This window comes from uncultured Chloroflexus sp. (genome assembly GCF_937129525.1).
Lineage (GTDB): Bacteria > Chloroflexota > Chloroflexia > Chloroflexales > Chloroflexaceae > Chloroflexus.
Map to the genome: position 1 here is coordinate 20,080 of NZ_CAKZNK010000022.1, position 12,519 is coordinate 32,598.

Sequence of the window (12,519 nt, forward strand, 5' to 3'; positions counted from 1 at the left end):
CCTGCTGGCTGTCGATACCGCGACGACGGTGCTGCGCGGCGGAGAGGCGGCAATGTAAATTGGCCAATCGGCCTCCTCAGTATATCACGTTACGAACCTGACCGGCAACCTCTTGCCGGAAGTAGCCTGTCATGCTATACTCGCAGCGGGGACGTGGCGGAATGGCAGACGCGCATGACTTAGGATCATGTGCCGCAAGGCGTGTGGGTTCAACTCCCATCGTCCCCACCACTTCTGCCGCACATCACTGATGTGCGGCGTGTTGTTGCAACTCCTCGTGTAAACTCAAGGCAATCCGTCGTCGTTCACTATCAATATTGCGCACAATCACGCTGATCCGACGCCCGGTGGCAAAATGTTCGCGGAGTGGCCGTTGATGAGGTGGGATCTGACTGGTGTGGATCAGGCCTTGCACACCGGTCAGTAATTCGACGAACACACCAAATCCGGTCACACCGGTAATCACGCCGTTGATATGCATGCCAACAGCGAGACGCTGGTGGATGTCTGCCCACGGATCGGGGGACAAGCGTCGTATACTCAGGTTGACGCGCAGTCTGGTTTCGTCGATACCGGTCACCACCGCGCGCACCGTTTGACCTGGTTGCAAAGCGGCGCGGGCATCGTTAATCCAGCGCCAGTCAATGTCACGCGCATGGACAAAGCCTTCGACGCTGCCCAGATCGATCACTGCGCCGTAACTTAAGACGCGCAAAACTGTTCCCTCTACGATGCTGTCAAGCGTGAAGCGACCTATCCGTTGGCGCCGCTGTTGCAGACGGTTACTGAGTGAGAGCGGTAAAGTTAGCTCCGGCAGTGATGCTGGTGGTTGCTGTACCGGCAATGAATGACATGTCTGATTCTGTAACGCCTCAAGGCAGCGAGCAGCATAGTGACGCAACTCGGGTTGGGAGGCGTTCTCAGCAATGCGCGCGATGAGCGGTAGGCTTTCTCGATCGTGCCATTCGACCAGGACATGCATCACTTTTATCAGCAAGCGCCAGCGGTTGGGTGCCGATCGGTGCAAGAGCGCGCGCAATTCCGGCAAAGCAGCGCGATAATTGGCCATGTGCAGAAAGCGAACAACTTCGAGCACGAGATGGCTACCCTCTTCGTTGAGTAACGGCGCAATAGCTGGCGCAGCTTCAACCGCCTGTAACTGGATCAATGCGCGCGTGGCCAGCGTGCGCAGGCCAACGACGTAACGAGCGATCTCGATCAGCAGCGGCACCGCAGCGCGGGCGCGCATGCGAGCCAGCGTCTGCATGGCAACACTGGCAGCGCGGCTGGGCATGCGCGGCTGACCTTCATGCCAGGCAATGAGGCAATCTTCAAGCAGACGGAGCAATCCGGGAACGGCGGCTGGAGCCTGCAGGATACCGGCAGCTTCAGCAGCGGCAATCCGAATAGTGAGATGAGGACTGTTGAGAAAGTCGGGCAGTGCCACTGCCAGCGCGGTATCATTAAGGCGCGCCAGCGCAACGATAGCGGCAGCCACGATGGGTGGTTCCGGATCATCGAGGCAGGCCGCGATTTGCTGCCGCGCTTCGTTGACCTGTCGCCGCCCGAGTGTCCGGATTGCTGCCGCAGCCACAAATGGTTGCGGATCATCGATGGCTGCCAGTAAAGCGTCAATTGCAGTCGCGCTGAGCGGTTTGCTACTATACCCAATTGCTTCTGCCGCGACCTCACGCACCTTCCCTCGTCGATGGTTGAGCGCCGGCAGGGCCAGTTCGGGTTCCACATCGAGATTGACCAGTTGACTGGCAGCGCGAGCGCGCACCAACTGATCGCGCGAGTGAATGGCGCGCGTTAGCTCTTCAAGCTGGTCGGTGAGCAATTGACTCAGACGCTCACGTTCCAGCGCCGGATCGCCTTCATAATCGTCGAGATCGTTCATAACCTGTCTCTGGCTCCGGGTGAATCGGTAACCAGTAAATGACGTTGGACTTTACCGAGCGCGTTGCGTGGTAAATCGGCCACGAACCGAATCTGTCGTGGCCGTTTGTAGGCGGCGAGATATGCGCGGCAATGTTCAATCAACTCGCCGGCTGTTACCATAGCGCCAGCCTGCACAACAACGGCTGCTACCGGCACTTCACCGAGATCGGGATCGGGTTGGCCGTAAACGACACATTCGGCGACAGCAGGGTGACGCGCAAGCACCTCCTCAACTTCGCGGGGGTAGATATTGTAGCCGCCGCTGATGATCAGCTCACGACCGCGACCGGTAATGTGAAAATAGCCGTCACGATCAACGAAACCCAGATCACCGGTATTGAACCAGCCATCAGCGGTGAAAGCGTCGGCGGTGGCGCTGGGATTGCGCCAGTAGCCGCGGAAGAGATGCGGCCCACGCACCTGGATCTCGCCAACCTGTTCGGGTGGCAACGGTTGCCGTGTCTCGCGATCAACGATTCGCGCCTCTTGACCGGGAAACGGCATCCCAACACTGCCGGGTCGTCGTTCGCCGTCGTAGGGATTGGTGAGATTCATCCCGGTTTCCGTCATTCCATAGCGTTCGAGGATGGGCTGACCGAAGAGCGCGGCAAATTCGGCAAAGGTTTGCGGACTGAGCGGAGCCGATCCTGACACAAAGAGGCGCATATGATGGGCAGGCGCGCCAGACCGGCGCGCCGCTTCGATCAACCGCCCATACATCGTTGGCACGCCAAAAAAGAGGGTAATGGCTGGATCGGTCATCCGCTGTAAGGCAACCTCAGCATCAAAGCGGGGATGAAGTTCAAGGCTGGCCCCGCTGCGAATAGTTCCATGCACACCTACCCCAAGCCCATGGACATGAAAGAGCGGCAGCATCAAGAGCAGGCGGTCGGCAGATGTCCAGCGCCAGGCGGCAATGATCGCATCACAGTTAGCGGCAAGGCTGGCGTGAGTATGCACTGCTCCTTTGGCGCGCCCGGTCGTGCCTGACGTATAAGCAATGAGCGCCATCTCGTTGGGGTTGGGTGGTGCAAAGGCGGCAGGATCGGCAGGTGGCGCGCCAAAGCGACTCTGCTCGGGTTTGAGCAGGGGCAACCTTGCCGGCATCACTTCGCGCAGCAGGGTCTCGTTTTCATCGGTTGCAATCACTATGGCCGGTTCGGCATCAGTGATCAGGTGGTTTAGTTCAGTCTGACGGTATTGTGGATTAACCAGAACAACTGCGGCGCCGGTCAGTTGCGCGCCAAAGTAGGCGGCAATGAACGCTGGCGAATTGGGGAGCGCGAGCGCCACTCGATCGCCGCGGGCAAGGCCGATGGCTTGCAATCGCTTAGCCCAGCCTGCGACTGCGCCGGCCAGGTCAGCATAGGTGAGTGTCTGGTTGCCGGCAATAATGCAGGCTTGCTCTGGTGTGGTGAGCGCGTGTTGCAGCAGGGTGGCAATAATAGGTTGTGGCGGCATATGCGAAGGCCTCCTATCGGGCAAACATCAACTATACAAGCAGCAATGCTAACGGTTTTGTGTTCTCACGCGCGTTTGGTTTGAGAACCGACTGACAGCGAGCGCTGATGCTCGTTGTCAGTCGGTTTCGGTGTGGTCGCCAGTATGCCCTCTTTAGCGCTCATCACGTCGTTATTGTCTTGCATTATAGCGAGCGCGGTCACTAATGTTAGTTATAAGATCACGACGAACGGCGAAGCTCTGACGAGCCTCGCCGTTCGGGTTACCAGATCAGTTGCAATTACTTGTCACGCTTAGCTTCCCCAAGCGCAGCCTGAGCTGCGGCCAGGCGGGCAATCGGCACGCGGTACGGCGAGCAACTGACATAGTTAAGACCGACGCGATGGAAGAACTCGACGCTGGCCGGATCGCCGCCGTGTTCACCGCAGACACCGACTTTCAGATCGGATCGGGTAGCTCTTCCGCGCTCGGTGCCGATCTGAACCAGTTGACCGACACCACGCTGATCGATAGTTTGGAACGGATCGTCAGGGATCAGTTTCTTTTCGACATAGGCCGGCAGGAAACGACCCGAGTCATCGCGCGAGAGACCGAGTGTGGTCTGGGTAAGATCGTTGGTGCCGAAGCTGAAGAACTCAGCGACCTGAGCAATCTCATCGGCGACCAGCGCTGCGCGTGGCAATTCGATCATCGTGCCGACCAGGTAAGGCACTTCGATCCCGCTTTCGGCGAAGACCTCGGCTGCCACCCGACGCACAATCTCTTCTTGCAGTTTCAGTTCGCTGACAAACCCGACCAGCGGGATCATCACTTCAGGATAGACATCGATCCCCTCGGACTTCACCTTGACCGCAGCTTTAAAGATGGCGCGGGCCTGCATCTCGGTAATTTCGGGGTAGAGGATACCCAGGCGGCAGCCGCGGAACCCAAGCATTGGGTTGGCTTCGCGCAAGCTCTCGACGCGAGCCTTGATCTTGCGCGGATCGACGCCGATCTTGGCGGCCAGAGCTTCAATCTCGTGATCCTCGTGCGGCAAGAACTCATGCAGCGGCGGGTCGAGCGTGCGGATGGTGACCGGCAATCCGGCCATCTCGCGGAAGAGGCCCTCGAAATCGCTCTGCTGGAGCGGCTCGATCTTGGCCAGAGCCGCGCGTCGCTCATCGGGCGTATCGGCCAGGATCATCTCGCGCATCGCATCGATCCGATCACCCTCGAAGAACATGTGCTCGGTGCGGCAGAGACCGATACCTTCCGCGCCAAATTGTCGCGCGACGCGCGCATCGCGGGGAATATCGGCGTTGGCGCGCACTCCCAGTTTGCGGAACTCATCTGCCCACGACATCAGGGTGGCAAAATCGCCGGAGAGTTCCGGCTCAACGGTTGGCATCTGGCCGGCGAAGACTTCGCCACTCCCACCATCGAGGGTAATCCAATCACCCTTGCGGATCGTCGTGCCATTAACGGTCATAAGTTGTTCGGCGTAGCTGATGCGTAGATCGCCGGCGCCAGCCACGCACGGTTTACCCATACCGCGAGCGACCACGGCGGCGTGTGATGTCATCCCACCACGCGCCGTTAAAATCGCCTGCGCAGCGACCATGCCGTGGAAGTCTTCCGGGGCAGTCTCAACACGCACCAGAATCACCTTCTCGCCGGTTTTGGCCAGCTCTTCGGCCTCATCGGGATCGAAGACGGCTTTACCGGAAGCGGCGCCGGGTGAAGCGGGCAACCCGGTCGTCAACGGTTGAGCCTGCTTGCGCGCTTCGGGATCGATCATCGGGTGGAGCAATTGATCGAGCGCGTGCGGATCGACACGCTGCACGGCGGTCGCCTGATCGATCAGCCCCTCTCGCACCATATCGACGGCAATCTTGACCGCTGCCGCGCCGGTGCGTTTCCCGGTACGGGTTTGTAACATCCACAGCTTGCCGCGCTCGATGGTGAATTCGACATCTTGCATATCTTTGTAATGCCGCTCGAGCTGCTTGGCAATTTCGTGGAACTGCGCGTAGACTTCGGGCATCTCTTCAGCCAGTTTGCTGATCGGCTGCGGTGTGCGAATACCGGCGACTACATCTTCACCTTGCGCATTGACCAGATACTCACCGAATATCTCCGGCGCGCCGGTGCTCGGATTACGGGTAAAGGCTACGCCCGTTGCCGAGTCGTTGCCCATGTTGCCGAAGACCATGGCCTGAACGTTAACGGCAGTGCCCAGATTGTCGGGAATCTTGTTCACCCGGCGGTAATCGACTGCGCGACGACCATTCCACGAACGGAAGACAGCGGCGATAGCCTCGCGCAATTGCTCGAAGGGATCTTCGGGGAAATCAACGCCGACATCTTCTTTGATAATTGCCTTAAACTTCTCGGCCAGGGCGAGCAGCTCATCGGTGGTCAGATCGGTGTCCTGGCGTTGACCATGGCCCTTTGCTTCGTCCATCTCGTGTTCGAAGCGATCGCCATCAACGCCAAGCACAATCTTGCCGAAGAGCTGCACGAAGCGGCGGTAAGCATCGGCAGCAAAACGGGGATTATCGGTCAAACGCGCCAACCCCTCACGTGTCTGCTGATTGAGGCCGAGGTTGAGCACAGTATCCATCATGCCGGGCATCGAAAACTTGGCCCCTGATCGAACGGAAACCAGCAACGGGTTGGATGGATCGCCGAAACGTTTACCGGTCTGAGCTTCAATATCTTTCAACCCCTCCAACACCTGCTCCCACAAACCATCGGGGAATCGCTGACCGTTTTCGTAGTAGGCATTGCACGCTTCAGTAGTAATCGTAAAACCGGGAGGAACCGGCACACCGGTGCGTGTCATCTCGGCAACCCCTGCCCCCTTTCCGCCCAACAAATCGCGCATTGAGGCGTTTCCTTCGCGGAAGAGGTAGACCCATTTCCTGGACATAAACTGTTTCCTCCTTGGACAAGGCGGCTCAAAACAAGGCTCTCACACGGCGTCGCGCGCTGCTATGGCACACGGCTCGTTGCCGGCAGGACAGCTACCCTTACCGGCGCAGGATGATTGCACACGTTGTTCGTGGCCCCGTTGCACATCATGGTATTAAGCTATTGTTGGAATGAACAATGGTAAGTAACGCAACTATACCACGTTGTATCACAACTATGCTCCTTCGCAGTTATCTATCCACACTCAGATTCCCCGACAGCCCGAACGAGACATCAGTTTGCGGAACGATCCAGCAGACCAGCCATGCGCGGGCATTCGGCCCGACCTCTGGAACTACATCCTGCAAATCAGTCTGATGGCCTGAGTCTGATCCAGTGTGATTTGAAAAATCCTGCGGTAACAGTATAGTATTTGTGGGCGTGATATGCAAAATGTCGCCTGGCCTGACGACCAGTGTGCCAGGCCGGTTTACCCAGGAGCGCTAAACCGGCGTGAAATCAGCGAGATGATCTCGTCGGCGCTCTCTTCGATGGATTTATCGGTCACATTGAGCATCGTCCAACCGTGTTGGCGAAAGATGCGCCTGGCCCACTCTACTTCTTCAATTGCAGCTTCGAGGTTGGTATAGACGTTGCCGAGACTAACCCCCATGCGACGTTGACGCCAGCGTCGTCGAGCAGCGATCTGCTCAGCTTCGACAATCAGGCCGATCACGCGACGGGGATCGACCTGAAACAGGTCGGCGGGCAGCGGGATTTCGCGCACCAGCGGCACGTTTGCCACCTTCCAGCCCAGCACGGCGAGATACATGCTGAGCGGTGTCTTGCCGACCCGCGAGACGCCAACCAGGACAATATCGGCCTGATGCAACTCGCGAGGTTTATTGCCATCGTCGTGATCAACGGTATATTCGATGGCTTCCAGCCGGGCAAAATACGATGATCGGCGCATTTGGTACAAACCCGGTTTGCCGAGCGGCTCTTTCTGGAGCACGGTTGCCAGGCGCGACAACACGCTCCCAACGAGATCGATCTCGGCGACGCCCATCTCGCGGGCCAGTCGCATCAGTTCGCGGCGCAGCGCCGGTTCCATCAGTGTGTGCAGGATGGTGCCATTCTGCTGCGCGGCTTGCGCGACAACGTCGGCAATCTGTTCCGGTGTGCGCACATTTGGCACAATAATAAGGGGCACTTCGGCCCCTTCAAATTGGGAAAGAGTCAGGCGCGCCACCTGCTCACCGACGGCGCCGGCACCGCCAGAAACTATGTAGAGAGGTGGCGCTGGATGGGAGCCAGTTGACTCGCTCATTCCGAAAACGTTTCGTAATCCACAATTTGCCTGCAATCAGGCACAATACCGATAGACAAATCAGTGCGTGTGTTAGTATGATAACACATAACAGGTTGCTTAACGCGCAAAGCTAAAAGGTATGGAAGTCTTTTCGATCGATAACGCGAAGATCCACGCGCTCGACGTAGGGCCACGACAGGCCCAGGTGGCGATATTGATTCATGGATGGTCGAGTTCATCGTTTGCTATGTCGCCACTCATACCGCTGCTGAGCAGGCGGTTCCGTTGCGTGGCGCTTGATTTGCCTGGCTACGGCGAATCTCCTCCATTGCGCGAACGAGCAACCATTGGTCGCTATGCCCAACTGGTGGCCCGACTGATTACCAGTCTGAGCGACCATCCGGCAGTGCTGGTCGGTCATTCGATGGGAGGCATGATCAGCGCGACCGTAGCCTTGCAGGTTCCCCAACTGGTGGATCGAATGGTCTTGATCTGTCCAACTATTTCTGGTCGCCTCTCATTCTGGATCAACACATTTGTGTCACCGATCACGATGATCGAACGTTTTCCGATCTTTAGTCGATTGCTCGCGTTGCTCGAACCGTCGATGCTCTCGGTGACCGATAGCCTGATGAAACCGGCCTCATTTGCTGAACGCTCTGCCATTTCAGAGGCGGATTACCTGCGTCTGCGCGCCGATGCGCGCCGACCGGGGCAAGGGCGTGTGCGGGCTGAATGTTTTGTGGCAATGCGCAAGCAAGACCTTAGTGGTCGGCTACGCGAGCTAGAGACACCGGCGCTGGTCATCTGGGGCGCTGAAGATAATACTGTGCCGCTGCGCGATGCCGGTGTTGTGGCCGATGAATGGCGCAACGCCGATCTGCGCATCGTGCCTAAGGCCGGTCACTGGCCGCATTTCGAAACTCCCGACGTGACGATGCGCTATATTGCGAGTTATCTCGGTTTACCTTCCATCATTGGTCAGCCTGATACACTGGTGCAGCCAGCGGAGGTAACAGCGCAAGTTGCTGAATTTTTGGCCAATTCGCAAGTCGGCAATGGCCTAAGCCTGGCTCAGCGCACCCGGCTGGCGGCCCATCTTGAGCGACGGCGCTACCCGCCTGGAGCAATGATTGACCGCACAAACCAGGAATCGACCGATCTGTATCTGGTGCAGGAAGGTTCGCTAGAAGTCTGGAGCCCACCCATCGATCATGATCCGAACAGTCAACGGCTGTTAACCACGGTCGTGGTCGGCCAGATTACCGGCGAGATGTCGCTCCTCGATGGAGGTCGGCGCAGCGCCGATCTTCGCGCCGGCGAAGATGGCGTGACCATTCTGGCGTTGCGACGTGAGCGATTGCGCGCATTGGTCGAAGACGATCCAGTTTTGGGTAATGCGGTATTGTGGAATATTGCCAGCGCGCTGGCCTTGCGTTTGCGGTTGGCCAACTGGCAACAGCAAGGGCTGGCACGCGAATTGCAGGCGATAAAGGGCATATCTTCGGTGGATGCAGGCACAGGTGGTCGCTTGTCTTAGTCTGTTGATTGATAAAGCAGGGCAGCTATTGTTATGGATACAACCAATCGTTCATTTATTACGGTGTCATGGTCACGGTTGATTGCGCTCGTAGTGGGCGATGCGCTGGTGTTCATAATCTTCGCATTCCTGGGGCGCAGTTCACACGGTCTGGTTGATGAAAATCCGTTGCTCGCCTCGTTGCGGGTGGGGTTGCCATTCTTCATCGGATGGCTGCTCATCGCGCCCTGGTTTGGCTTATTTCGCCAGCAGCCGCCATTGCGGATGCTCTGGCTCACGCTCGGCGCATGGTTGATTGCGCTGCCGTTGGGGCTTGGCCTGCGCTGGCTGCAACTGGGTCGTTCCAGTCCTTTTAGCTTTGCGCTGGTCACGTTTCTGACCGTAGCGGCCTTGCTGCTGATCTGGCGCGGCGCTTATAGCTGGTGGATGGCGCGGCGCGCTTAGTGACAAAGTTCAATGCAACAAGAGCACGCTTGATTGTTTCAAGCGTGCTCTTGTTTTGTGATGCGCACCGCTATCTACCCTGCTCACCTGCCGACACCAACGGCCAGTTCAATCGGTAGCCGTTCATCAATCCAGTAGCGGAGACTGGGGTAGTGAAGTTCAAGTCCTAGATCGTGGCGCATCCGGGCATTGCTCAGCCGAACCGATGCAGTCAGCATACCGATCACTGAACGATCGAGGCCGGCGCGCAGGCCCACTTGTGGATCGAACACGCGCGGTGGCAACATGCCAAGCCGACGGCGTACCTCACCGACAATCTCGATCAAGCGCATTGGTTCATCATCACAAACGTTGTAGATAGAGCCGATCTGACCGATTTCGGCGACACGGATCAACGCCTCTACTGCGTCATCGATGTGAATGTGCGGCACAAAATTACGCCCATTGCCGTAGATAGTAAGCTGGCCGCTGGCGATAGCTTCCACCGGGTCGCGGTCAGGGCCGTAGATGGTTGCCATCCGCAGGATGATTGCCGGGAAGCGGTAGGCGCGCACCGCTTGTAAGATGGCCTGCTCGGCAGTGGCAAGAATTGTGCCTAGCGGGTATGATGGCGCAATCGGGCTGTCTTCATCTACCCAGCTCTCGCCGTGATCGCCGTAGGGGGCAACACTGGAAGCCCAAACGTAGGCGCGAACAGTGCGAGAGCGAACAGACATCGCAATCAGGTGTTGATTGCCATCAACGTAGAGAGAGCGGAGCAGAGCGGAGCCATCAATCGGCATGCGATTGGTGAGGTTGTAGACAACCTCGATCTCGTCGGTCACACCGTCAATGGTTTCGGGGCGAGTCAGGTCACCAATCCAGACCGCCATGCCACGGGCGGCAAGGCGTTCGACTACCGGATCTTCGGCGCTATAGACAAGACCGCGCACACGATGACCAGCGGCGAGGAGGCGCGCTGCCAGGCGTGAGCCGATGTATCCCCCTGCGCCAGCAATCAGATAACTCGTCATAGGTCACCTCGTCGTGTAGGGGCGGGTGACTGCTCTGTAACCGCCCGACTTGTAGAGCAGGCTGCACATCGGCGAGTGCGGTGCTTGTCTGTGTAGGTGCAGCGGGTTATTGAACATTGTAGCATGCAGCCGCATCTGTTGCCAGCGGAAATTTACCTGACAAAAGTTGGGCAAATGGTGGATGGGAAGTGGCGAAACGGTGGTCGAGACGCACTCAAGCGCGTCTCGACCGAACATCAACCTGATGGTGGTGAGCTACGGAATCCGTTCGTAAGCCGGCAGGGTCAAAAACTCGACGAAATTCGCATCTGTCGTAATCTCGTCAAAGAGTTCAGCAGCTTCTTCGTAACGACCATCTTCGTAAGCCGGGCCGAGAATCTCACGCACCTTAGTCAGCTCTTCGGGTAGCATCTGGCGGAAGAGTTCAACCGTCACCTTGCGACCGTCTTCCAGCACCCCTTTCGGGCTACGGATCCACTGCCAGATCTGGGCGCGTGAGATTTCGGCAGTGGCGGCGTCTTCCATCAGATTGAAGACCGGCACGCAGCCGTTGCCGGCCAGCCAGGCGCCGAGATACTGAATGCCGACGTTGATATTCAGCCGCATACCCTGTTCGGTAATCGGGGCCTCTGGGCCAAAGGCGAGCAGATCGCCGGCAGTCACGTGGACATCGTCACGCTGGCGACCGATCTGGTTAGGAGTTGGCATCAGGCGATCGAACACCTCCATCGCAACTGGTACCAGACCGGGGTGAGCAACCCATGTGCCATCGTGGCCGTCGTTCGCCTCGCGCTCTTTGTCGGCGCGCACCTTGGCCAGCGCCGCCTCATTGGCGACCGGATCGTGCTTGATCGGAATCTGCGCCGCCATGCCACCCATGGCATGCGCGCCGCGACGGTGGCAGGTCTTGATCGTCAGCAGCGAATACGAGCGCATAAAGTGGGTGGTCATTGTCACCAGTGCGCGGTCGGCCAGGCAGAAATTGGGGTCGTTGCGGAACTTCTTGATGCACGAGAAGATGTAGTCCCAGCGTCCACAATTCAGGCCAGCCGAATGCTCGCGCAGCTCGTAGAGGATCTCATCCATCTCAAATGCGGCGAGGATGGTCTCGATCAGCACGGTAGCCTTAATCGTGCCGCGTGGAATGCCGCGCAATTCCTGGGCCAGGATGAAGATGTCATTCCAGAGCCGCGCTTCCAGGTGGCTCTCCAGTTTGGGTAAGTAGAAATAGGGACCGCCCTGGACATCAATCGCCGTTTGGGCATTGTGGAAGAAGTAGAGACCGAAATCGAAGATCGAACCGGACATCGGTTCGCCATCGATCAGCACATGTTTTTCGTTGAGGTGCCAGCCACGTGGACGCACAAACAGGATCGCCGGATTGGAATTGAGCGTGTAGTGTTTGCCTTCCGGGCTGGTGTAGGTGATGGTGCGCCGGAGCGCATCACGCAGATTGATCTGGCCTTCGATCTGATTTTGCCAGGTGGGTGTGTTGGCGTCCTCGAAGTCGGCCATGAAGACCTTTGCGCCTGAATTGAGGGCGTTGATGATCATCTTGCGATCAACGGGACCGGTAATCTCGACCCGACGGTCGTTGAGCTGCGATGGAAAAGGCGCGATTGTCCAGTCACTTTCACGAATATGAGCTGTTTCGGGGAGGAAATCTGGGCGCTCGCCGGCATCAAGAGCGCGCTGCCGTTCGCCGCGGCGGGCGAGTAATTCAAGGCGGCGCGCGTTAAAGCGACGGTGTAGCGTTGCAAGAAATTCTAGCGCTTCTGGGGTGAGAATCTCGGCGTATTCCGGCGTAATCGGCGCGGTAATGGTCACTCCGGTTGGGAGAGCAGGGGCGGTCATACAACGCTCCTTTCATCATGTGGAAAAACTTTCCGTGGTTTATTATACCAGAAAATGTCGTA

8 protein-coding genes and 1 tRNA gene are annotated in these 12,519 nt (G+C 57.9%); 3 read left to right on the top strand and 6 right to left on the bottom strand.

Annotated elements, in window-relative coordinates; all coding sequences use genetic code 11:
* Nucleotides 1-147 precede the first annotated feature (147 nt).
* Nucleotides 148-231: transfer RNA gene (locus Q0650_RS01920), tRNA-Leu, on the top strand.
* A 13-nt stretch (nt 232-244) separates the two neighbouring features.
* On the opposite strand, the gene Q0650_RS01925 is transcribed toward Q0650_RS01920, so the two are convergent.
* The 4 genes from Q0650_RS01925 to Q0650_RS01940 form a co-directional block, all read right to left on the bottom strand.
* The gene (locus tag Q0650_RS01925; protein ID WP_298815348.1) at nt 245-1,900 is read right to left on the bottom strand and encodes a S1 RNA-binding domain-containing protein; all 1,656 of its coding nucleotides are present in this window, start codon (nt 1,898-1,900) and stop codon (nt 245-247) included.
* Nucleotides 1,897-3,402 carry an acyl-CoA synthetase gene (locus tag Q0650_RS01930; protein ID WP_298815351.1) on the bottom strand — a complete coding sequence of 502 codons (1,506 nt, stop codon included), beginning with the start codon at nt 3,400-3,402 and terminating at the stop codon, nt 1,897-1,899. Before Q0650_RS01930 ends, Q0650_RS01925 begins: the two co-directional genes overlap by 4 nt.
* A gap of 280 nt (nt 3,403-3,682) precedes the next feature.
* Nucleotides 3,683-6,313: a pyruvate, phosphate dikinase gene (gene ppdK, locus Q0650_RS01935; protein ID WP_298815353.1), complete on the bottom strand. Its 2,631-nt coding sequence runs from the start codon at nt 6,311-6,313 to the stop codon at nt 3,683-3,685.
* Nucleotides 6,314-6,784: 471 nt separating this feature from the next.
* Nucleotides 6,785-7,624, bottom strand: a complete 840-nt coding sequence (locus Q0650_RS01940) for a pyruvate, water dikinase regulatory protein (RefSeq protein ID WP_298815355.1) — start codon at nt 7,622-7,624, stop codon at nt 6,785-6,787.
* Between the two features lie 121 nt (nt 7,625-7,745).
* Here Q0650_RS01940 and Q0650_RS01945 point away from each other — a divergent pair, with 121 nt between their 5' ends.
* Nucleotides 7,746-9,146, top strand: coding sequence for an alpha/beta fold hydrolase (locus Q0650_RS01945; RefSeq protein ID WP_298815357.1), 1,401 nt, complete (start codon nt 7,746-7,748; stop codon nt 9,144-9,146).
* Nucleotides 9,147-9,179: 33 nt separating this feature from the next.
* Complete coding sequence (locus Q0650_RS01950) at nt 9,180-9,590, top strand: DUF3054 domain-containing protein (RefSeq protein ID WP_298815360.1); 411 nt, start codon at nt 9,180-9,182, stop codon at nt 9,588-9,590.
* 83 nt (nt 9,591-9,673) lie between these two features.
* Here the strand turns inward: Q0650_RS01950 and Q0650_RS01955 are convergent, their stop codons facing one another.
* Nucleotides 9,674-10,603 carry an NAD(P)-dependent oxidoreductase gene (locus Q0650_RS01955; RefSeq protein WP_298815363.1) on the bottom strand — a complete coding sequence of 310 codons (930 nt, stop codon included), beginning with the start codon at nt 10,601-10,603 and terminating at the stop codon, nt 9,674-9,676.
* A 255-nt stretch (nt 10,604-10,858) separates the two neighbouring features.
* Nucleotides 10,859-12,457 carry a malate synthase A gene (gene aceB / locus Q0650_RS01960; RefSeq protein WP_298815364.1) on the bottom strand — a complete coding sequence of 533 codons (1,599 nt, stop codon included), beginning with the start codon at nt 12,455-12,457 and terminating at the stop codon, nt 10,859-10,861.
* Nucleotides 12,458-12,519 lie beyond the last annotated feature (62 nt).